This is a genomic window from Mucilaginibacter gossypii, assembly GCF_017569325.2.
Taxonomy (GTDB): Bacteria; Bacteroidota; Bacteroidia; order Sphingobacteriales; family Sphingobacteriaceae; genus Mucilaginibacter; species Mucilaginibacter gossypii.
In genome coordinates this window covers 1,096,663-1,117,117 of the sequence record NZ_CP071878.2, presented here as the reverse complement: position 1 = coordinate 1,117,117, position 20,455 = coordinate 1,096,663, and the positions used below count along the sequence as shown (strand labels likewise).

General features: G+C 41.8%; 23 protein-coding genes. 18 read left to right on the top strand and 5 right to left on the bottom strand.

Translation table 11 applies throughout. The features are described 5' to 3' along the window. The first annotated feature begins 95 nt into the window (after nucleotides 1-95). The 5 genes from J3L18_RS04805 to dnaJ all read left to right on the top strand — a co-directional run bounded on the left by J3L18_RS04805 (nucleotide 96) and on the right by dnaJ (nucleotide 4,280). Nucleotides 96-1,121: an aldehyde dehydrogenase family protein gene (locus J3L18_RS04805; protein ID WP_129569749.1), complete on the top strand. Its 1,026-nt coding sequence runs from the start codon at nucleotides 96-98 to the stop codon at nucleotides 1,119-1,121. 100 nt (nucleotides 1,122-1,221) lie between these two features. Next, nucleotides 1,222-1,425, top strand: a complete 204-nt coding sequence (locus J3L18_RS04800) for a fructose-6-phosphate aldolase (protein WP_090526558.1) — start codon at nucleotides 1,222-1,224, stop codon at nucleotides 1,423-1,425. 4 nt (nucleotides 1,426-1,429) lie between these two features. Continuing rightward, a complete protein-coding gene (locus J3L18_RS04795; RefSeq protein ID WP_091162312.1) occupies nucleotides 1,430-2,110 on the top strand; it encodes a cell division ATP-binding protein FtsE in 681 nt (226 codons plus the stop codon). Nucleotides 2,111-2,375: 265 nt separating this feature from the next. Further along, entirely contained in the window at nucleotides 2,376-2,990 is a 615-nt protein-coding gene (locus tag J3L18_RS04790; RefSeq protein ID WP_223266176.1) for a nucleotide exchange factor GrpE, read from the top strand. 126 nt (nucleotides 2,991-3,116) lie between these two features. Next, a complete protein-coding gene (dnaJ, locus tag J3L18_RS04785; protein WP_090526554.1) occupies nucleotides 3,117-4,280 on the top strand; it encodes a molecular chaperone DnaJ in 1,164 nt (387 codons plus the stop codon). Between the two features lie 118 nt (nucleotides 4,281-4,398). Here the strand turns inward: dnaJ and pyrF are convergent, their stop codons facing one another. After that, nucleotides 4,399-5,229 carry an orotidine-5'-phosphate decarboxylase gene (gene pyrF / locus J3L18_RS04780; protein ID WP_129569807.1) on the bottom strand — a complete coding sequence of 277 codons (831 nt, stop codon included), beginning with the start codon at nucleotides 5,227-5,229 and terminating at the stop codon, nucleotides 4,399-4,401. A gap of 364 nt (nucleotides 5,230-5,593) precedes the next feature. Here pyrF and rho point away from each other — a divergent pair, with 364 nt between their 5' ends. The 3 genes from rho (at nucleotide 5,594) to purS (ending at nucleotide 8,279) form a co-directional block, all read left to right on the top strand. Further along, nucleotides 5,594-7,228, top strand: a complete 1,635-nt coding sequence (rho, locus tag J3L18_RS04775; protein WP_129569748.1) for a transcription termination factor Rho — start codon at nucleotides 5,594-5,596, stop codon at nucleotides 7,226-7,228. A gap of 90 nt (nucleotides 7,229-7,318) precedes the next feature. Further along, the gene (gene pssA, locus J3L18_RS04770; protein ID WP_129569747.1) at nucleotides 7,319-8,041 is read left to right on the top strand and encodes a CDP-diacylglycerol--serine O-phosphatidyltransferase; all 723 of its coding nucleotides are present in this window, start codon (nucleotides 7,319-7,321) and stop codon (nucleotides 8,039-8,041) included. Next, nucleotides 8,022-8,279 carry a phosphoribosylformylglycinamidine synthase subunit PurS gene (gene purS / locus J3L18_RS04765; protein WP_121229743.1) on the top strand — a complete coding sequence of 86 codons (258 nt, stop codon included), beginning with the start codon at nucleotides 8,022-8,024 and terminating at the stop codon, nucleotides 8,277-8,279. The genes pssA and purS overlap by 20 nt, the downstream gene beginning before the upstream one ends. A gap of 140 nt (nucleotides 8,280-8,419) precedes the next feature. On the opposite strand, the gene J3L18_RS04760 is transcribed toward purS, so the two are convergent. Next, nucleotides 8,420-8,797, bottom strand: coding sequence for an Hpt domain-containing protein (locus J3L18_RS04760; RefSeq protein ID WP_112655708.1), 378 nt, complete (start codon nucleotides 8,795-8,797; stop codon nucleotides 8,420-8,422). A gap of 16 nt (nucleotides 8,798-8,813) precedes the next feature. Further along, on the bottom strand, nucleotides 8,814-9,302 hold the full coding sequence (gene folK / locus J3L18_RS04755; protein WP_129569746.1) for a 2-amino-4-hydroxy-6-hydroxymethyldihydropteridine diphosphokinase: 489 nt from the start codon (nucleotides 9,300-9,302) through the stop codon (nucleotides 8,814-8,816). An 87-nt stretch (nucleotides 9,303-9,389) separates the two neighbouring features. Here folK and sppA point away from each other — a divergent pair, with 87 nt between their 5' ends. Continuing rightward, nucleotides 9,390-11,180: a signal peptide peptidase SppA gene (gene sppA / locus J3L18_RS04750; RefSeq protein ID WP_129569745.1), complete on the top strand. Its 1,791-nt coding sequence runs from the start codon at nucleotides 9,390-9,392 to the stop codon at nucleotides 11,178-11,180. Nucleotides 11,181-11,262: 82 nt separating this feature from the next. Beyond that, a complete protein-coding gene (locus J3L18_RS04745) occupies nucleotides 11,263-11,724 on the top strand; it encodes a hypothetical protein (protein ID WP_129569744.1) in 462 nt (153 codons plus the stop codon). 3 nt (nucleotides 11,725-11,727) lie between these two features. Here the strand turns inward: J3L18_RS04745 and J3L18_RS04740 are convergent, their stop codons facing one another. After that, on the bottom strand, nucleotides 11,728-12,477 hold the full coding sequence (locus J3L18_RS04740) for an ankyrin repeat domain-containing protein (protein WP_129569743.1): 750 nt from the start codon (nucleotides 12,475-12,477) through the stop codon (nucleotides 11,728-11,730). A 200-nt stretch (nucleotides 12,478-12,677) separates the two neighbouring features. On the opposite strand from J3L18_RS04740, the gene J3L18_RS04735 reads away from it, so the two are divergent. The 8 genes from J3L18_RS04735 (at nucleotide 12,678) to J3L18_RS04700 (ending at nucleotide 19,039) form a co-directional block, all read left to right on the top strand. Beyond that, a complete protein-coding gene (locus tag J3L18_RS04735; protein ID WP_129569742.1) occupies nucleotides 12,678-14,351 on the top strand; it encodes a DNA polymerase/3'-5' exonuclease PolX in 1,674 nt (557 codons plus the stop codon). Between the two features lie 79 nt (nucleotides 14,352-14,430). Then, entirely contained in the window at nucleotides 14,431-15,423 is a 993-nt protein-coding gene (gene rfaE1 / locus J3L18_RS04730) for a D-glycero-beta-D-manno-heptose-7-phosphate kinase (protein WP_129569741.1), read from the top strand. A gap of 88 nt (nucleotides 15,424-15,511) precedes the next feature. Then, complete coding sequence (locus J3L18_RS04725) at nucleotides 15,512-16,078, top strand: D-sedoheptulose 7-phosphate isomerase (RefSeq protein WP_129569740.1); 567 nt, start codon at nucleotides 15,512-15,514, stop codon at nucleotides 16,076-16,078. An 81-nt stretch (nucleotides 16,079-16,159) separates the two neighbouring features. After that, complete coding sequence (gene rfaE2 / locus J3L18_RS04720; RefSeq protein ID WP_129569739.1) at nucleotides 16,160-16,663, top strand: D-glycero-beta-D-manno-heptose 1-phosphate adenylyltransferase; 504 nt, start codon at nucleotides 16,160-16,162, stop codon at nucleotides 16,661-16,663. Nucleotides 16,664-16,676: 13 nt separating this feature from the next. Beyond that, complete coding sequence (locus J3L18_RS04715; protein ID WP_129569738.1) at nucleotides 16,677-17,642, top strand: glycosyltransferase family 9 protein; 966 nt, start codon at nucleotides 16,677-16,679, stop codon at nucleotides 17,640-17,642. A 132-nt stretch (nucleotides 17,643-17,774) separates the two neighbouring features. After that, on the top strand, nucleotides 17,775-17,903 hold the full coding sequence (locus J3L18_RS04710; protein WP_262511173.1) for a hypothetical protein: 129 nt from the start codon (nucleotides 17,775-17,777) through the stop codon (nucleotides 17,901-17,903). Continuing rightward, on the top strand, nucleotides 17,881-18,396 hold the full coding sequence (locus tag J3L18_RS04705; protein WP_129569737.1) for a porin family protein: 516 nt from the start codon (nucleotides 17,881-17,883) through the stop codon (nucleotides 18,394-18,396). The genes J3L18_RS04710 and J3L18_RS04705 overlap by 23 nt, the downstream gene beginning before the upstream one ends. 166 nt (nucleotides 18,397-18,562) lie before the next feature. Then, the gene (locus J3L18_RS04700; RefSeq protein WP_112655724.1) at nucleotides 18,563-19,039 is read left to right on the top strand and encodes a SixA phosphatase family protein; all 477 of its coding nucleotides are present in this window, start codon (nucleotides 18,563-18,565) and stop codon (nucleotides 19,037-19,039) included. Nucleotides 19,040-19,158: 119 nt separating this feature from the next. On the opposite strand, the gene dprA is transcribed toward J3L18_RS04700, so the two are convergent. Beyond that, the gene (dprA, locus tag J3L18_RS04695; RefSeq protein ID WP_129569736.1) at nucleotides 19,159-20,256 is read right to left on the bottom strand and encodes a DNA-processing protein DprA; all 1,098 of its coding nucleotides are present in this window, start codon (nucleotides 20,254-20,256) and stop codon (nucleotides 19,159-19,161) included. Between the last annotated feature and the right edge of the window lie 199 nt (nucleotides 20,257-20,455).

Below are 20,455 nucleotides of genomic sequence, written 5' to 3'. Positions count from 1 at the left end.
AAATATCTAATAATCTCAATTAACTTTGCCTGCAAATTACAAGCGCACAAATATAACAAAAAAAGGCTTTAAGGGTTTAATCCCTTAACATATATATGTCAAAAATTAATCCAAAAAACTCAATAAATTCATTTTCGGAGTTAGGCAGGCAACTCCTGGCCCCCGATGCGGCATTAAGCGCACTCATTGAAAACGAACAATATCATAATGCCTGGTTTACACCGGCAAGTGTTTCAGAAGCGGTTACAGCCATAGGCGCCATGCTTAACGTGGAAGATCTAACTACATGGCTTTCGAAATATGTGCTTGAAACAGGCAAACCTGCAAAAAACGTAGGGCTTATACTGGCAGGAAACATCCCGCTGGTAGGGTTTCATGACGTGCTTTGTGTTATTGCTTCCGGCAACAAGGCGCTTATCAAAGCCTCATCACAGGATGCACGACTCATCAAAGCTGTATTGGAAAAACTGGTAGCTATTGATCCTGCTTTTGCCGGCAGCTTTAACTTTGTTGACAGGCTGGAAGGTTTTGACGCCATCATAGCCACAGGCAGCAACAACAGCTCACGTTATTTTGATTATTACTTTGGCAAAGTGCCTAACATCATTCGTAAAAACCGTAACAGTATTGCCGTTTTAAGCGACAAGGAAAGCGCTGCAGACTTATTTAGCCTAGGACATGATATTTTAGATTATTACGGCCTTGGCTGTCGTAACGTATCCAAAATACTGGTACCGGAGGGGTATGACTTTACTTTCTTTTTTGAATCAATAGAAGCTCATAAAGCCATTATCAATCACCATAAATACAACAATAATTACGATTATAACAAATCCATTTACCTGGTTAACGGTGATAAACATTTTGATAATGGTTTTTTGATGGTTAAAGAAGATGACAGGCTGACATCTCCGCTGTCAGTATTGTTTTTTAACTATTATCATGGCATAGCAGAGGCCGAAAATATCATCGATCAGAATGCCGAAAATATCCAGTGTATAGTAAGCAAACTACCGCTGCAGGTTACAAGCCAGGTTGTAGGTTTTGGACAAAGCCAGCAACCCAAACTATGGGATTATGCCGACGGCGTGGATACGATGGAATTTTTGTCAAGTCTTTAAATAAAATAAATACCTTTGGGAAGTAAGGTAAAAGGCGAAAGGTTACTACCCTATTGTACTTGAACTACACCTTTTGCCTTTCAGCTTTAACCTTAAAAAAATGTATATCATAAAAGTTAAAGGTGTTGCCAAAATACCTGATTATGTACAACTGCGTGATGATAAGTTTACGCTGTTGGCTTATTTCAGGGTTGACAGACCGGATAAATCGCTTGATAAGGTTGGATTAGGCGACAAGGCCGACGAGATCATGAATATTATCAAAGACCTGCCGTTTGGGCAGATCTTAAAATTAGAGTTATAAAACAATGATTGGAAATTCTATAATAAAACTAAACAACGTTGATATTTTTCAACAGGCGCACCTGGTACTTTCAAACGTAAATTTACATGTTGATAAAGGTGATTTTGTTTGGCTGATAGGTCAGACAGGATCAGGGAAAAGCAGCCTGCTGAAAGTAATTTATGGCGATTTGGGGATTAAAGCAGGTACCGGTCATGCCTGTGGTTATGAATTAAGCAAGCTGCCCAGCCGCGACATTCCCTATCTGCGTCGTAAACTGGGTATAGTTTTCCAGGATTTCCAATTACTTACCGATCGTACCATTGAGCAAAATCTCAACTTTGTAATGCGCGCCACCGGTTGGAACGATAAAAAGCTGATTTCAGATAAAGCTCTTGATGTACTTGAAAAAGTTGGCCTGCGGTCAAAATTAAAGAAAATGCCTCACGAACTTTCAGGCGGTGAGCAGCAGCGTGTGGTTATAGCACGCGCATTGCTTAATGACCCGGAAATAATCCTGGCCGATGAACCTACAGGCAACCTCGACCCCGAGACATCTGAAGAAATTGTACTTCTGCTCAAACAGATCAGTCAATCAGGCACTGCTGTACTGGTAGCCACGCACGATTATCACATTATCCGCGCTTTTCCATCGCGTATTATCAAATGCGAGAACGGTAAGGTTTTGGAAGATGTGGAGATATGACCGCTGATCATTGATGATTACGTTGATTTTGTTGATCTTTTAATTTAATGATTGAACTGATGTTTTAAATTCGCCGGCAAGTCAAAATCATGCCGGCTAATAGTCATAAACACTCTTCAAGAACAATCAACGAAATCAGCGCCATCAAAAACCAACGGTGTCAAATCAGCGGTTCGTCTGTCACCCTTTCTTAAAATCATTTCATGCTACTGACAGCTTGACTGCTTTACAGTTGTGGCAAGATACTTGATTGGCACTACTCGCTATGAAATTTAACGATATGTTGAAGAAAAAGAAGAAAGAAAATACGGATAATACTGAAAATATAAACGAAGTGAACAACGAGCAATTACATGATGAAGGGCAGGAACAAGCCCCGGTAGCAGAAGCTACAGCCACAGAAACCCAACAGGGAACTGCCGCTGCCCCAACTGCCGAAGAAAAGTTGAAAGACGAGCTGGCACAGGCTAATGACAAGTACTTGCGTTTATATGCCGAATTTGATAACTTCAGGAGGCGTACCATTAAAGAACGCGAGGAAGCCCGCAAAACTGAAGGTAAAGATGTAATTGTGGCTTTACTACCTGTACTTGACGACTTTGAACGCGCGCAACGCGCCATGGATAAGGCTACCGAAGTGACCCCGGTTAAAGAGGGCGTTACTTTGATCCAAAACAAGCTAAAAAATATACTTGGCCAAAAAGGCCTGAAAGAAATGACATCAATAGGCAATGCCTTTGATGCCGACCTGCATGAAGCTATCACCAATATTCCGGCACCTACTGATGACCTTAAAGGCAAGGTAATGGACGAAATGGAAAAAGGTTATACCCTGAACGACAAAGTGATCCGCTTTGCTAAAGTGGTTGTAGGAGCGTAACTGATTTCGGATTTGAGACTTTCAATTTCGGATTTATCCGGATGTGATGGTCTATCCTGATCTTACACAATATTAAATAATTATAAATCCGAAATCTGAATTTCGGAATCCGAAATTTTTAAAATTATGGCTAAAAGAGATTATTACGATGTGCTTGGGGTTGCGAAAGGCGCAAGTGCTGATGACATAAAAAAAGCATATCGTAAAATGGCTATTAAATATCACCCTGATAAAAACCAGGGCGATAAGGAAGCGGAAGAAAAGTTTAAGGAAGCTGCCGAAGCTTATGAGGTACTAAGCACCCCCGAAAAACGTCAGCGTTATGATCAGTTTGGTCACGCAGCCAACGCTTCATCGCCAAATGGTGGTGGTTATGGTGGCGGTGGTATGAATATGGACGACATATTTAGCCAGTTTGGCGATATTTTTGGTGGTGGCAGTCCGTTTGAAGGTTTCTTTGGCGGCGGCCGTCAAAGCGGTGGCGGCGGCAGGCGTGTAGCCCGCGGCAGCAACCTGCGTATCAAAGTACGCTTAACCCTTGAGGAAATTGCCAACGGCGCCGAAAAGAAGATCAAAGTAAATAAACAGATCATCTGTAAAACCTGCGATGGCAGCGGGGCTAAAGACAAATCATCGTTCCAAACTTGCAAAACCTGCGGTGGTTCAGGAGCGGTACGTAGAGTAACCAATACCATTTTGGGTCAGATGCAAACTACCAGCACCTGCCCTACCTGCAACGGCGAAGGATCAACCATACTGTCAAAATGTAACGTTTGTCATGGTGACGGCGTGGTTCGCGGTGAAGAATTGATCACCATCCAGGTGCCTGCAGGTGTTAGCGAAGGTATGCAGTTGAGCATGAGCGGTAAAGGTAATGCAGCTCCACGCGGCGGTGTGCCCGGCGACCTGATCATCCTGATTGAAGAGGTACCTCACGAAACATTAAAACGTGATGGCAATAACGTGATTTATGATCTGCATGTAAACTTTGTTGATGCAACTTTAGGCACATCTATTGAAGTACCAACCATTGACGGTAAAGCTAAAATAAAAATTGATCCCGGAACACAAGGGGGCAAAATACTACGCCTGAAAGGTAAGGGTTTACCGGAAGTAAATTCATATCACCGTGGCGATCAGCTGGTGCATATTAACATTTGGACACCAAAAGCGTTAAGCCGCGAGGAACGTGAGATCCTGGAAAAACTGCAGGGTTCTCCTAACTTTAAACCCAACCCCGGTAAAAACGAAAAAAGTTTCTTTGAACGGATGAAGGAATATTTTGAATAATATTTTTTTCAGGTAAAAAGATAAAGGCGAAAGCTGAAGGTATATGCAAAGCCCGGAGTTGTTATGACTTCGGGCTTTTTAGTTTAAAGAAAGTTGAAGCGTAGACGCCGGACTTGCTTTATAAAATGCCCGCCTTTTCCAACTCCGCCTGCATCTGTTGCTGCAAACTCAGCGCTTCTGCGCGGGCAGCGTCGGCAAAATCTTCGCCATTACTTGCATATAATATAGAACGCGACGAGTTTACGATAAGGCCGCAATCTTTAGTGATGCCGTATTTGCAAACTTCTTCCAGGCTTCCGCCCTGTGCCCCTACTCCGGGTACTAATAAAAAATTATCGGGCGCATATGCACGGATGTTAGTAAACTCGGTGCTTTTGGTTGCGCCTACTACATACATGATCCTGTCGGCGCCGGCCCAGGTGTTAGCCTTTTTAATGACATTTTCATATAAGTAACCATCGCCGGTTTGCAGGTATTGAAAATCCTTACTGCCAACGGATGATGTTAGGGCTAAAATAATAACCCATTTACCTTCGTAAGCCAGGTATGGTGTAACACTATCGTTACCCATATAAGGCGTAATGGTAATAGCATCAAAGCTCATCCCGCCCGATTGTTCGTCAAAAAATGCTTTGGCGTATTTGTCTGATGTATTGCCGATATCGCCCCGTTTGGCATCAATGATACTTAAACAATCTTTGGGCAAATATTTATAAGTATCGATTAAGCTTTGCAGGCCTTTTATACCGTAAGCCTCATAAAAAGCAGCATTGGGTTTATAGGCAATGCAAAGATCCTGCGTAGCATCAATGATGCGTTTGTTAAATTCAAGTATAGGATCGGGATACGATTTTAAAAACTCAGGGATCTTATTAATATCGGGATCAAGCCCAACACATAAAAACGATTTCTTTTTTTTGATTTGTTCAATTAACTCCTTGCGGGACATCATCAGCGGCTGAATAATATTTTAATTGTCAAAAAAACTAAAAATTTGGCTTATGTGTTCTGAGATAAGTGATATTTATTTAATTAATTTGAAATTAAAGAATAATTGTTTACACTTGCATCGTTTTCCATTGAATTTTTCTTGCACTAAAGAAACAATTTAAATCACCACGCTTTTTATTATCACTTTACATAATACTTGCATGGGTTTGGATGTTTACTAAAACAAGGTTTCAAGATCAATTTCTTTCAATTATAGCCTCATATGTTTTTACATGTGGTCAAGCTTTAACACTTGCATAGAAATTTTTGCCGTTTGAAAACAAATTACAATTAAAAAATCCCATTGAACTATAATTCATATCATGTCTGATAAAATTGAATTGAACGACAAACTCGTTTCTGAGTTGCGCGAAATTGCCAGAAATTTAGGTATTGCTGAGGCCGACGAACTACGTAAAGCTCAGCTTGTTGCCCGTATTATTGAACAACAACAGCTTATTGAAGCCGCCAGGGCTCAACAAAACCTGATTGAATCAAACTATACCCCTACACCCGCGCCAGGCGAAGCACCTGCTGAAACAATTGAAAAGCCCCGAAAAAGAACCCGTGTTATAAAAACCAAAGATTCATCAAAACCACGTATTGAGGTTCCTTTAGATGATACCAATCTTTTTGATGCGCAGGATGATGAGCCGTCACAGGATGATCCGGAAACTGAAATTCCTGCTGTAAGCACAGAAACGGAAGCGCCGCAAGCCGGTGAAACAGTTACCCGTACAGAAGAAGTTGTTCCGGAAGCCCGCCCGCAAAAATTTGAGCGCAGGGTTAACAGCAACAACCAAAACCAGCAAAAAGCGCAGGAACCGCCAATCAATCTCGACTTTGATAATGTAATTGTAAATGAAGGTGTTTTGGAAATTATGCCTGATGGTTATGGCTTCCTTCGTTCATCTGATTATAACTACCTTACTTCTCCTGATGATATTTACGTATCACAATCACAGATAAAACTATTCGGCCTTAAAACAGGTGACACTGTTAGGGGCAGCATCCGTCCACCGAAAGAAGGTGAAAAATACTTTCCGCTGGTACGTGTTGAGGCCATTAACGGCCGGATCCCGGCCGAAGTGCGTGACCGTGTTCCTTTTGATCACTTAACACCTTTGTTCCCTTCCGAAAAACTGAGCCTCTTCACCGATCCGAACAACTATTCAACCCGCATCATGGACCTGTTTTCGCCTATTGGTAAAGGTCAGCGTGGTTTAATCGTGGCACAGCCAAAAACAGGTAAAACCATGTTATTAAAGGATGTGGCAAATGCTATCGCCAAAAACCACCCCGAAGTATACCTTATTATATTGCTGATAGACGAACGTCCGGAAGAGGTTACCGACATGGCCCGTAGCGTACGTGCCGAAGTTGTATCATCAACCTTTGATGAGCCAGCCGAGCGTCACGTAAAAATTGCTAACATTGTGCTTGAAAAATCAAAGCGTATGGTGGAGTGTGGTCATGACGTAGTGATTTTGCTTGACTCTATCACCCGTTTGGCACGCGCTTATAATACTGTTGCCCCTGCATCAGGTAAAATATTATCAGGCGGTGTTGATGCCAACGCATTGCACAAACCTAAACGCTTTTTTGGTGCCGCCCGTAACATTGAGGATGGCGGTTCATTAACTATCATTGCTACAGCGCTTACCGAAACCGGCTCAAAAATGGACGAGGTTATTTTTGAAGAATTTAAAGGTACCGGTAACATGGAGTTACAACTGGATCGTAAATTATCGAATAAACGTATTTTCCCGGCTATCGATATTACTGCTTCAAGTACCCGCCGCGACGACTTACTGCTTGACCGTGACACGCTTCAGCGTATCTGGATCCTTCGCAACCACCTTGCTGATATGAATTCGCAGGAATCAATGGAGTTTTTACAAGCTCAAATTAGGGGCACAAAAACTAACGAAGAATTTCTGATTTCGATGAATTCGTAATATTTTAGCGATAATGAAGTTATAAGTAAGTAGAATATTATTTGTAACTTCATTATTACTTAATAAATTCCTGATAATTTCGATGGCGAAATGAAGAGACGCGTCAAAAAACACCTTCCAAATGCTATTACCTGCGCCAACCTTTTTAGCGGTTGTATAGGTATAGTTTTCGCTTTCCAGGGTAACCTCATAGTGGCTGCTTATGCCATTTTTCTTTCCTCAATTTTTGATTTTTTTGATGGCCTTGCATCAAGGGTTTTAAACTCTTATTCATTTATAGGCAAAGACCTCGATTCGCTGGCCGATATGGTAAGCTTTGGCGTATTGCCGTCAGTGATTATGTACGAACTATTTTTACAGGCTCCGCAATTAGACGGCATAAGTCACCTGTTAAATTTCGTTGCATTCCTTTTACCGGTATTTTCGGCATTGAGGCTTGCTAAATTCAATAACGATACACGGCAATCAGATAGCTTTATCGGCTTACCGACACCAGCAAACGCCATCCTTATCGCATCGCTGCCTTTAATAGTACAACAGTACGATGCTTTGGCGCATTACATTTTAAATCCTTACTTTCTAACAGTTCTGGTTTTAATAATGTGTACGCTACTTGTATCCGAAATACCGCTCATGTCGCTTAAATTCAAGAACCGCGACTTTACCAAAAACATTTTCCGTTATTTACTGCTCTTGTTTTCGGCAATACTCATACTATTTTTTAAATTTGTGGCCGTTCCGGTGGTTATATTTATTTATATCACCTTATCTCTAATTCAAACAAAACTCACAAATGACAAAGTTCCAGGCTGAAATCGACGTAATGCCAAAAAAAGAAATACTTGACCCACAAGGAAAAGCAGTAACCGGTAGCATGAAAAACCTTGGCTTAGCCGAAATTCATAACGTGCGCATTGGCAAACACATTACGCTTGAAATAGAAGCCGAAAATGCCGAAGCCGCCAGCGCCAAAGTTGACCAGGCCTGCAAAAACCTACTGGCCAACCTGATTATGGAAAGCTATACTTTTAAAATATCAGAAGTAGCTTAGAGCTGAAAGCTCAAGGCTTAAAGCCAAAAGCTTATAAATTAAAAAACTTAAAATAAAAAGAAGGCAACTTTTCGGGTTGCCTTTCTTGTTTATATCTAACTGGTGAAAAAGCTTTCTGCTTTCAGCCTTAGGCTTTTAGCTTACAAATTAGCTTCCTTCTCGGCTTTAATTTCCTTTAAAGTGATGAGGTTTGCAGATACCATACTGTTTACCTGGTTAAATTTTTCAAATATTTCGGTTGGGTTTTGACCTCCGGCTTTACAGGCCAACTCAACTTCCTGTATTGTAGCCTGGCTTATGGGCATACCAAAAAAACCAAGGTTAGGCTTTAATTTATGAGCTGCCTGGGCTGCTAAAGCCCAATCCTGGTTATTTAACGCGTTGCTGATCGTATTAAGTAAATCGGGCGATTGCTCAAGGAACATCCCAATCGAGTCAACAATAAAATCGTCACTACCGTCGGCGATCTCGTATAAAAAAGAAAGATCAAGATCCTGTTCTGGTGAAATATCTGCCATTATAAAAGCTTTGTGTTTATTCAAAAATATGCTTTTTTACGATTAAGTTATCCTTTAGTTCATCCTTTAGCTGCAAAATATTTTTTTTGAACACAGGATGAACAAGGTTAGGTGCTATCTCGGCCAGGGGGATCAGCGTAAAACTGCGTTTATATAGTTCGGGATGGGGCACTACCAGGTTAAAGTCATGGATTACTTCATCGCCATAAAACAAAATATCAATATCAATAATGCGCGATCCCCATTTAACCTCCCGTTTACGCCCCATTTGCAATTCGATACCCAATATTTTTTCCAACACATCCTGCGCCGAAAGCTCAGTTTGGAGCATCAGCACCTGGTTTAAATAGTCGGGTTCATCGGTTTTACCCCACGACTGGGTTTCGTAAACCGACGATATCAGTTTAACCGGAGCGATTCGGGCCGAAACAGATTCAATTGCCTGCTGCAGAAACAATTCGCGGGTGCCAAGGTTGCTCCCAAGCAATAAAAAAACATCAATCATGTTGTAACAAATATAATGGAAACCGCTCTTAGCATTATACGGCTCCTTATTACTAAGTTTGCATAGTTAAAAAGATTTATAACATTAATGAAACAATTCTTCAAATTCGTTCTGGCCACTATTGTAGGGGTAATTATTTCGGGTATAATAATAGGTGTTGTAGGAGCGGTTCTTGTTATCGGCCTTATTGCATCCGCCGGCAGTGATAAAACTGTAGACGTTAGCCCAAACTCTATTTTATACATGTCGCTTAAAAATCAGATCACCGAGCGTACACCAAACAATCCCCTTGCCGGTCTGGATTTTTTGGGTTTGAATGAAGATAAATCAATCGGCTTAAATGATATCCTGGCTGATATTAAAAAAGCCAAAACCGACGATAATATTAAAGGCATATACCTTGATGAGAGTTATATGACCGCCGGCCAGGCCACTACCGAAGAGATCCGCAACGCACTTATCGACTTTAAAAAATCAGGCAAATTTATTGTAGCCTACGCCGAAGTATATACACAGGGCTTTTACTATCTGGCATCAGTAGCCGATAAAGTTTATATTAACCCAAAAGGTATTTTTGAGTTTCACGGCTTTAGCTCTCAAACCACTTTCCTGAAGGGTGCACTGGACAAATTAGGCATTGAAGCACAGATCATTAAAGTTGGTACCTTTAAAAGCGCTGTTGAACCGTTGTTCCTTACCAAGATGAGCGATGCTAATAAACTACAGGTAACCTCATATCTTGGTTCACTGTACAATCATTTTTTAACCGGCATCAGCAAAAGCCGCGGCCTTAACAGGGATTCGTTATTCACTTATGCCGATAATATGCGTATTCAATTTCCTGAAGATGCATATAAATTGAAGCTGGTTGATGGCTTAAAATATAAAGATGAGATCCTTAACGACTTAAAAAGGCGCACTGGTACCGATTTAAAAGACGATTTAAAAAGCGTTGACCTTAGGGATTACGCCAAAAGCAAAAATGATGATTCGGACGATAAAGAGGATGATTCATCATCTAAAAACCGGATTGCTATAGTCTATGCATCAGGTGATATTACCGGTGGCGATGGCGACGACAACAGTATCGGTTCAGAAACTATTTCGAAAGCATTACGCAAAGCTCGTTTAGATGATAAAGTTAAAGCTGTGGTATTGCGTGTAAATTCGCCGGGCGGCAGCTCACTGGCATCAGACGTGATCTGGCGCGAGGTGAAACTCATCCACGAAAAAAAGCCGATCATTGTTTCTATGGGTGATTATGCTGCATCGGGCGGTTATTACATTTCATGTGCAGCCGATTCGATCATTGCCCAGCCTAATACTATTACCGGTTCTATCGGCATTTTCGCCGTATTGCCAAACATGCAAAAACTGTTTAACGATAAACTGGGTGTAACCTTTGATGGTGTAAAAACCGGGAAGTATGCAGATTTGGGCGATATTAGCCGTCCGCTTAGCCCCGACGAACGCCTGATATTACAAAACAGCGTAAACCGTGGTTATGACGAATTTACCAAAGCAGTGGCCGAAGGCCGCGACAAAACACAGGCTTACATTAACAGCATTGGGCAGGGCCGTGTTTGGACCGGTGAGCAAGCCCTAAAAATTGGCCTGGTTGACCGTTTGGGGAATATCAACGATGCTATCACTTCAGCTGCCAAAAAAGCTAAGATCAAAACCTATAATATTGTAAGTTATCCCGAGCAAAAAAGCTTTTTCAACAAGGTGGGCAGCGGCTTAAGCGCCGAAGTACAAACCCGCATGGTGAAAAACGAGCTTGGCGAAAATTACCGTGTTTATCAGCAAATAAAAGAGATCACCCAAATGATGCGCACTCCGCAAGCCCGCCTTCCTTACGATTTGGTGATCAAATAATATTTCATTAATACATTAATTTTGATTGTGAAAAGCTGCCCGATTTGGGTGGCTTTTTTTATTTTTAGAAAAAACTTAAACCATGAAATATCCATTGGATTTCTATACTTCATATAGTCAGTTTTATGTTTATGACGAGTACTCTCCAGGCCAAACTGACTCTGCCAGCTTTTGGACAAACGAAGCTTACGAAGATAGATTAGCTATTGAAGATGGCGTGTTAGGCATAGGAACGGAATGTTATGGCCCGATTAAAGCTGAACTTGAAATTTTGGAATCAGCGAATAACATTGTAGATTTTTCCAGTTTCGATCACATTGTTGAAGCTGGCATTGACATAAAATCCGGGGTAATTCAAATACTTAATTGCCCGGATTGGACAGTGCAGATAGAATTACACACTGCACCCGGAACTTACAGGGTTAGAATATATTCTTCAAACCTCGCTTCCGTTTATGGCGATGAAGGTGATGATTTCTATCGAATAGAGATTTGGCCCAGTGAAAATATAGAAAGAACGGTTTTAAAAAGATATTCACGTTAATCCCTATCCCCTCTTCAAATAAGCATTCGGCACATTTTTCGGTACATAATCAATTCCGTAAGCATGCTTTATAAGCAGGCTAACTACCTCCATAATAGTCTGCTCCCTGCGGTGAAATTGAGGCAATGAGCCCATCATGGCATAACTTATTGGGTTTACTGCCGGGATAAATGTTTCCCATTCATATCCCCTGCCCCAAATCAATCCTTTAACGCTGTACAACAAGTCTGCACAATTTTGTAACAGAAAATGAAGCATATCAACAGAACTATTCCCGTTTTGATTAACCGTATGAAAAATAGGTGTATGTCCGCCGAAACCATGATCATCATGAGCTGCTTTGGCATTTACATCAGCCCCATGTTGTAAAAGTATTTTGGCGCAGGTAAGGCTATTATATTCGGCGCAAAAATGCATGAGTGTTCCACCCGTTAAAGGAGTATAGGTATTATTATATAAAGAATAGGTTTTGTTAACAGCAGATGGATCTATCGTCAAAGCCTGTTTTAACATTGCCTCATCATGGGCTAAAACGGCCAGTAGCGGCTTGTCGTGATACTCAAGTCCGGCGTCAATGAAAGCCCGTACACAATCCTTAAACCGGGGACCGCGGGCATACATTTCAACCATCATGGTAAAAACCGGCATTCCGTCATGAACTTCGTTCGGGCTGCCCCCTTTATTAAAATACGCCTTGATCTCATCAACTGAGTGGGTTTCTGCAGCGTAAAGGATGTCGTTGTAGTTGGGCATGATCTTCTTTTTATTAAAGTTAAACAATCAAAGAACTACTTATCAGATAATCTGGAATCTCGCAGAGATGTAAAACCGATAAGCATCCTCAAACTTATTGCGGCATCACCGTGCCTTAAAACCTCTCTTTACAAAAACAAACCCACCATCTAAGCTGTCATTACAATGGCTTTTTGTATTTTTACCGCCTCATTGTAATTATGGAAAATAAACCCATAGCCCGTACACTTCGTTTACTCTCACAACTCATGGAACTCCATGAGGTTAATCCATTCAAGATCAAATCGGTAGCTAATGCAGCTTTTAAGGTTGATAAGCTCCCCTTCCCTATCGCCGGTAAAAAACTGGATGAACTGGAAAAGATTGATGGCATTGGCAAAAGTATAGCCGGCAAAGTTGCTGAGTTGCTTGAAACCGGCACCATGACCGAGCTGCAGGACATGTTGGATAAAACCCCTGCCGGTGTGGTTGAAATGATGGGTATCAAAGGCATCGGCCCCAAAAAGGTAGCTGTTATCTGGAAAGAGCTGGGCATTGAAAATACCGGTGAGCTTTTTTATGCCTGCAATGAAAACCGCCTGATAGAGGCTAAAGGCTTCGGCCTTAAAACGCAGGAAGATATCCGTAAAGCTATCGAGTTCAGAATGGCAAGCAATGGCAAATTTCTTTTTGCTCAGGTTGAGAAGGAAGCCAACGAACTGATGGATGAGGTAAAAGCCATTTTCCCTGATGCGCTAAAACACTTCGCAGGCGAATTCAGGCGTTTGAATGAGATCATCACCGAAATTGTGATCGTAGTAGGTAGCCTTAACCATGATATTGCTTACGATGCGCTGGTAAATTCAACCATACTTTGCAATGTAAGTAAAAATCAAAACCATATTCAGGGCGAGCTGCAAAATGGCTTGCTCGTTGATATTGTTTGTGTAGATAAGGCTGATTATTACAAAGAACTATTTATCAATACAGGTACTGATGATCACGTACAGGCCGTTTTCGACAGGATTAATGTTCCTGTTGAACAGCCAGAAACAGAAGAAATGATCTACACCAAGGCCGGCTTAAGCTGGATGCAGCCCGAACTGCGTGAAGGTACCCTGTTTATTGAAAAAGCCGAAAAGAACGAACTGCCAACGCTGATCAACTGGCACGACCTGAAAGGCACACTTCATAACCACAGCACCTGGAGCGATGGTGTTAACAGCATTGAAGAAATGGCCTTGTATTGCCGGGATACCCTGAAATTAGAATACCTGGGCATGTGTGATCACAGTAAGAGCGCGTTTTATGCAAAAGGCTTGAGTATTGAACGGGTATTGCAGCAACATGAAGAAATAGATGCCCTGAATAAAAAACTCGACGGTTTCCATATTTTTAGAGGTATTGAATCGGATATTTTGTATGATGGTTCGCTTGATTATCCTGACGAGATCCTGCAAAAGTTTGATTTCATTGTAGCCTCAGTTCATTCAATCCTCAAAATGGACGAGGAAAAGGCTACGTCAAGACTGATCACCGCAATCGAAAATCCTTATACAACTATATTGGGGCACCCAACAGGCAGACTTTTACTAAGCCGTAGCGGATATCCTATCAACTATAAAAAAGTGATAGATGCCTGCGCAGCCAACAACGTAGTTATTGAAATCAATGCCAACCCATTGCGGCTCGACCTCGACTGGCGCTGGCACCAATATGCTTTAGATAAAGGCGTTATGCTGTCCATAAACCCCGATGCCCATCGCATTGAAGGCTTCACAGATATGCATTACGGTATTCTCGCCGCACGTAAAGGCGGTTTGTATAAAGAGATGTGCATGAATGCCATGACCTTAGAAGAAATCACAAAGGCGTTTTCCAGTAAAAAAGGTTAGTGATTAGAGATCAAAGGTTAATGTTTTTTACGCGACAAACCATGACCTAATGACCCAATGAAACAAAGACTAAAATTAAATGAGCAACCTAAAAGATAAAGTACAATCCATCCAGGCAGCGGTCCGCAAACCCGCAATACTGGTAATTGGCGACCTGATGGTTGACCATTATATATGGGGCAACGCTACCCGCCTTTCGCCCGAGGCGCCTGTGCCTATTGTAAACGTTAAAAACGAAACCACTACATTAGGTGGTGCCGGTAATGTGGTTCAAAACCTGGTATCATTAGGTGCAAAAGTTATTGTTGCCGGCATAATAGGAAATGACCAGGCTGCCGGAGAATTGATCAAAATCCTGACCGATGAAGGGGTTGAAACGCACACTATTATTAAAGATAGCAACCGCCCTACCACAGTAAAAACCCGCGTTGTTGTTGGCAGCCACCAACTGGTACGTGTTGACCGGGAAATTACCGACGAAGTATCGGAGCCTATTGCCAACGAGCTTATAAGTAAGCTAAGCAGTTATATTGACAACGCAGATATGGTACTTTTATCGGATTATAACAAAGGTCTTTTTTCACCGTTTTTAACGCAAGGCATTATCAGGGCGGCCAATGCTAAAGACAAAAAAGTGATCATCGACCCTAAAGGGCTTAATTACGAAAAATACAAAGGCGCTTTTATCATTAAGCCTAATCGCAAGGAATTGTCTGAAGCTGCTAAAACCGATAAGATCAACTCGATAGAAAGCCTGCAACAGGCCGGCAAGGTAATTTTTGAACAAACCGGGACCCACTATATAGTAGTTACCTTATCCGAAGAAGGTATGGTAATACTGAATGAAGAAGGCTATCAAAGTTTACCGGTAAAGGCAACCGAAGTATTTGATGTAACCGGTGCCGGCGATACTGTACTGGCCACCATGGCATACTTTATGGCAGGAGGTCTGAATATTGAGGATGCCTGCGAATTGGCTAACCATGCCGCTGCTATAGTGATTCGCCGTGTAGGTAGCGCAACAACCACTGTAGATGAGATAATTGAAGATATATTAAAAGGCGAAAGGTGAGATAGAGGTGAAAGGCCAAAGGTTAAAGGCGAAGGGTTTGAAATGTGCTTGCCCTAACCAACCAATGAACTAATGAACAAGTGAACTAATGAACCAAAAGATATTAAACGAACTTAAAGATCACCAGGATACGCTGCAAAGGGTAATTGATACGCTTGGCGGCGATATCGAGATAGCCTGTGATATGATTACCTCAACCATAAAAAAAGGCAATAAAGTATTACTGGCTGGCAACGGCGGTAGTGCTGCTGATGCTCAGCATATTGCAGCAGAGCTTACCGGGCGTTATGTAAAAGATCGTAAACCCTTGCCGGGCATTGCATTAACAGTTGATACTTCGGCGCTTACATCTATTGCCAATGATTACGGCTACGAACATGTATTTTCACGCCAGTTGGAGGCATTTGCCAAACCGGGCGACTTGTTCATCGGCATTTCGACGAGCGGAAACAGTCCGGGGATCCTGGCGGCATTTGAGTCTGCTAAAAAACTGGAGGTTAAAACATTAGGCCTTTCGGGCAGGGATGGCGGTAAAATGAATGGTCTTTGCGAGCTGAACATCATCGTGCCGTCAAACATTACCGCGCGTATCCAGGAAATGCATATTCTTATCGGGCATATCCTGTGTACCGCCATTGATGACCTTTTTGATTAAACAGTACCGTAGAGACGCATCACACGCGTCTTTCTATTAATATACAAAGACACATGTGATGTGTGTTTACAGGAAAAACAAATGAGGACCGGCTTCGAAAAAACCCTTCTTGATAAAATAACAGATCAACCGTCGCTACAGGCACAGATCAAAAACTGGCAAGCTGAAGGCAAAAAGGTAGTGTTCACCAATGGTGTTTTTGACCTGCTGCACATAGGCCATCTCACCTACCTGGCCAAAGCGGCCGAACTTGGCGATAAGCTGGTGATCGGCCTTAATGCAGATAGTTCGGTTAGGCGCATCAAAGGCCCAACCCGCCCGGTAAATGATCAAAACAGCCGTGCAGCACTGTTGGCGGCTTTATTTTTTGTAGATGCCATCGTTGTTTTTGAAGAAGATACTCCTCTTAATTTGATCAGCTCCCTTCTGCCCGACATACTGGTAAAGGGAGCCGATTATACGGTTGAAAACATCGTAGGCGCCAAAGAAGTGATTGCAAACGGAGGCGAGGTTAAAACCATTAATTTTGTTGAAGGATATTCATCCACTTCTATAATCGAAAAAATCAGGAACCAGATTTCCTGAACGTGATAACAACATGAAGATACTGGTGATCCGCTTTAGTTCAATGGGTGATATAATTTATACCACGCCCGTTGTGCGTTGCCTCAAAAAGCAGGTCCCTGATGCCGAAGTTCATTTTTTAACCAAACCAGCTTTCAAATATATTTACGATAATAACCCGTATGTTGATAAGTTGCTGCTATTAAAACCCTCGTTAACAGATACCATTAACGACATTAAGGCAGAAAAGTATGATCAGATCATTGATCTGCATAATAATCTCCGCACCAGCATCATCAAGCTGCGTGCCGGTATCAAAGCATCAACTTATAAAAAACAGCCAATTTTAAAGTGGCTAAGTTTAAAGTTGAAACGCAACCTGGTAAGTAAAGAGCATTTGGTTGACAGGTATTTAAAAGCTGTTATGTTTTTAGGTGTGGTTAATGACGATAAGCCTATCGATTATTATATCAAAGCCCAACACGATATAACTAAATTACTACCGGTTAGACATCAGCATAGCTATGTTGCTTTTGTAATAGGTGCAACACATTTTACCAAGCGGATGCCCAATTTCAAGATCATTAGCATTTGCAGGCAGCTTAATTTACCTGTTTTGCTATTGGGCGGCAATGATGTAAAAGCAAATGGCGATGAAATAGCTGCGGCAGTTGGTACTTCAGTTTATAATGCCTGCGGAATAACATCACTTGATGAATCGGTTTTTCTGGTATCGCGCGCAAAAAATGTAATTGGTTTTGATACAGGTCTCACACATATTGCCGAAGCGTTTAATGTGCCCATAGCCTCGGTTTGGGGTGGCACCACGCCCGATTTGCTGGGGGTTTGGCCTTATAAAGTAAAAGAAACACTGATTGCCGGTATTGAACTATCCTGCCGTCCCTGCTCCAAATTCGGACTTGAAAAATGCCCGCTCGGACACTTTAAATGTATGAACGATATGCCAGAAGCTGATATTGTAGAGTTCTCCAATCGCTAATTACAAGTATAAAACCTTGCCTAGGTTATACTTACAAATGCACAATTGATAATATTTCACAAAAAGCACCAGATATGTTTTAATCTTAGTGTATTTATATAATTTTGTGCATTAACTTAAAATCCTTTCACGATGAAAAAAACTTTACTAAGCCTGTGCCTTTTAATGGCATCTTTCGCAGCCTTTGCACAATTACCTACCGTTGGTTTTAAAGGAGGTGTAAACTTCGCAACGTTACATGCTACAGTTGACGGGGTTTAGCGGCTCCGGCAATTCGGGCAGCTTAACCACATTCAACGTAGGCGCTTTTGTCGATTTTAAATTTGGCAATGTATCATTACAACCAGCCTTAAACTTTACCGGTAAAGGCGGATCATCAAGTGTTTCTTTTGATGGCGAAGCAAACTCTGGCGGCAAAGTAAAACTCTATTACCTGCAAGTTCCGGTAAATGTTGTGTACCACGTGCCTGCGGTAGTCGGTGACTTTTACCTTGGTGCCGGCCCTTACCTTGGCATGGGTGTTTCCGGCAAAGCAAAAGACAACAGCGGCAATTCTGAAGACATTAAATTTGGCAGCGGCCAGGACGAAATCAAAAGAACAGACGCTGGTTTAAATGCCATTGTTGGTTTTAAATTCAAAACCGGTTTCCTGATCAATGCTAATTATGATTGGGGACTTACCAACATCACCAACGTTGATGGTATTAAACTTACAAACCGTGTTTTCGGCATTTCAGTTGGTTACGCGTTTTAATTAACCCGGTGAAAAAATTGAAGCAGACTTTGTCTATCTTTTATTATAAGGAGAAGCAACAGCTTCTCCTTATTTATTTAGTATTATTGGAAACTTATTACAAATGTCTCACGTTATAATCACAAAACCGTAACATTATAAACCGATCGGTCAGCCGTTTAAAATCATGAAAAAGTTATTATTAATACGCCACGCAAAAGCTACCCATGAAAGCGGTTATGTTGATTTTGACCGGCCTTTAAAACAATCGGGTATGCAGGATGCGGTTTTAATGGCTACTCTTTTAAAAGGACAATTACAAATCCCTCAAATTATTATAACCAGTCCGGCACTTCGTACCAAAACTACTGCCGAAATTTTTGCCAACCAGTTTAAATTACCGGCTCCCGGGGAAGACAAAAGAATTTACGAAGCCAGCGAAAACACCTGGGTTAAAGTGATTAATGGCCTGCCCGATGAATATGATTATATAGGCGTAGTTGGGCATAACCCTGGCGTAAGCCAAATACTATATTACCTCACCAGCCAGTTAAAAGAGATGCCTACGTGTGCTGTAGCTATCATTACTTTTGAAAACGATACATGGCAATCTATCAGCGAAGAGGATGGGAAACTGGTACACTTTGATTCACCGAAGGGGTAGCGGAGAAGCCCGAAAGTCAGAGAAGTCAGTAAGTCCGGAAGTAAACATTATTTAGGGCGTAAAAGTCTCCCATCTTTCGAACTTCCTTTACATTCGGACTTTCCAACTCCTTACAAATCTTAATTTGCACGATACATTTTCCCAGGAAGCGAACTGATATATCCCTGCATCTCCATAGTAAGCAAATTCATAGCGAGTTGGCTCATAGGCATATTAGCCCGCAGGGTTAAATCATCAATAGCAACGGGCGTATTGTTTTGCCGTAATATATCCATGATCAGCCGTTCATCGTCCGATAGATCAAACGGCAGCATAAATTGCTCAACAGGTTTACTTACATCATTCTTTTCCCAACCTAAACTATAAGCCAGATCAGCAGGGCAGGTTAGCAGGCTCGCTTTATTATTGCGGATCAGGAAGTTACATCCTTCAGAAAATTCATCACCTAATCTGCCCGGAAAAGCAAAAACATCCCGGTTATAGGAGTTGGCAATTTCGGCCGTGATGAGCGCACCTCCTTTTATACTGGCTTCAATTACCACGGTTGCATCAGCAATACCGGCAACTATCCGGTTTCGCTGCGGAAAGTTTTCTCTATCGGGATTAGTGCCTGAAGGATATTCGGATAGTAAACCGCCATTTTCGAGCATTTTATCGGCAGTGGCCCGGTTTTGAGCAGGATAAAGCCTGTCGAGCCCATGGCCAAGTACACCGATGGTTGGCACATTTAGCTTTAAACATTCTTTGTGTGCCGCTACATCAATGCCATGCGCCAAACCACTTACTATTAATACATTATATTGCTGTAATTCCTCAACTAACTGGCGGCATAATTGCCTGCCATAATCGGTAGCATTACGGGTGCCTACTATACTAATAGTATGTGGCGGGTTAAGATCCATTTTACCCTTTGCATAAAGTAGCACCGGCGAATCGTGGCAGTTTTTCAAGCGTTTAGGATAACGGGGATCGGTGTAAAAAACAACGTCGATGTTATGCTCTTCTATAAACTTCAGCTCCTTTTCGGCTTGCCTTAAAGCATCGTCAAAATCCCATTTTACAGCGCGCTTCTCACCTATTCCCGGGATCCTGGTCATCTTTTCGGGCGATGCGTTAAACACTTCTTCCACGCTGCCAAGATATGCGATCAGCGACTTAGCCGCTACCGGCCCGAGTTTTTTAACAAAAGATAAAGCTACTTTATGGAGTAATGACATTGGGTTTAGACATGCAGATTAGAGCCTTGCAAATTATGAATATTCGGGCGATTTGCAAGCAGGACCTGTTATTTGCAATGCAATAAATAAAGTCTGGATATCATACTCACCCCTAAAACATATACCTTTCGTTATTTAATTTGCACATCTGCACAGCCCTAATCTGCACATCTATTAAAAAACTACAAAAATAGTTTGC

Coding starts and splice junctions, on each gene's coding strand:
- J3L18_RS04805 (WP_129569749.1), top strand. CDS start 96: ATGTCAAAAATTAATCCAAAAAACTCAATAAATTCATTTTCGGAGTTA.
- J3L18_RS04800 (WP_090526558.1), top strand. CDS start 1,222: ATGTATATCATAAAAGTTAAAGGTGTTGCCAAAATACCTGATTATGTA.
- J3L18_RS04795 (WP_091162312.1), top strand. CDS start 1,430: ATGATTGGAAATTCTATAATAAAACTAAACAACGTTGATATTTTTCAA.
- J3L18_RS04790 (WP_223266176.1), top strand. CDS start 2,376: ATGAAATTTAACGATATGTTGAAGAAAAAGAAGAAAGAAAATACGGAT.
- dnaJ (WP_090526554.1), top strand. CDS start 3,117: ATGGCTAAAAGAGATTATTACGATGTGCTTGGGGTTGCGAAAGGCGCA.
- pyrF (WP_129569807.1), bottom strand. CDS start 5,229: ATGTCCCGCAAGGAGTTAATTGAACAAATCAAAAAAAAGAAATCGTTT.
- rho (WP_129569748.1), top strand. CDS start 5,594: ATGTCTGATAAAATTGAATTGAACGACAAACTCGTTTCTGAGTTGCGC.
- pssA (WP_129569747.1), top strand. CDS start 7,319: ATGAAGAGACGCGTCAAAAAACACCTTCCAAATGCTATTACCTGCGCC.
- purS (WP_121229743.1), top strand. CDS start 8,022: ATGACAAAGTTCCAGGCTGAAATCGACGTAATGCCAAAAAAAGAAATA.
- J3L18_RS04760 (WP_112655708.1), bottom strand. CDS start 8,797: ATGGCAGATATTTCACCAGAACAGGATCTTGATCTTTCTTTTTTATAC.
- folK (WP_129569746.1), bottom strand. CDS start 9,302: ATGATTGATGTTTTTTTATTGCTTGGGAGCAACCTTGGCACCCGCGAA.
- sppA (WP_129569745.1), top strand. CDS start 9,390: ATGAAACAATTCTTCAAATTCGTTCTGGCCACTATTGTAGGGGTAATT.
- J3L18_RS04745 (WP_129569744.1), top strand. CDS start 11,263: ATGAAATATCCATTGGATTTCTATACTTCATATAGTCAGTTTTATGTT.
- J3L18_RS04740 (WP_129569743.1), bottom strand. CDS start 12,477: ATGCCCAACTACAACGACATCCTTTACGCTGCAGAAACCCACTCAGTT.
- J3L18_RS04735 (WP_129569742.1), top strand. CDS start 12,678: ATGGAAAATAAACCCATAGCCCGTACACTTCGTTTACTCTCACAACTC.
- rfaE1 (WP_129569741.1), top strand. CDS start 14,431: ATGAGCAACCTAAAAGATAAAGTACAATCCATCCAGGCAGCGGTCCGC.
- J3L18_RS04725 (WP_129569740.1), top strand. CDS start 15,512: ATGAACCAAAAGATATTAAACGAACTTAAAGATCACCAGGATACGCTG.
- rfaE2 (WP_129569739.1), top strand. CDS start 16,160: ATGAGGACCGGCTTCGAAAAAACCCTTCTTGATAAAATAACAGATCAA.
- J3L18_RS04715 (WP_129569738.1), top strand. CDS start 16,677: ATGAAGATACTGGTGATCCGCTTTAGTTCAATGGGTGATATAATTTAT.
- J3L18_RS04710 (WP_262511173.1), top strand. CDS start 17,775: ATGAAAAAAACTTTACTAAGCCTGTGCCTTTTAATGGCATCTTTCGCA.
- J3L18_RS04705 (WP_129569737.1), top strand. CDS start 17,881: ATGCTACAGTTGACGGGGTTTAGCGGCTCCGGCAATTCGGGCAGCTTA.
- J3L18_RS04700 (WP_112655724.1), top strand. CDS start 18,563: ATGAAAAAGTTATTATTAATACGCCACGCAAAAGCTACCCATGAAAGC.
- dprA (WP_129569736.1), bottom strand. CDS start 20,256: ATGTCATTACTCCATAAAGTAGCTTTATCTTTTGTTAAAAAACTCGGG.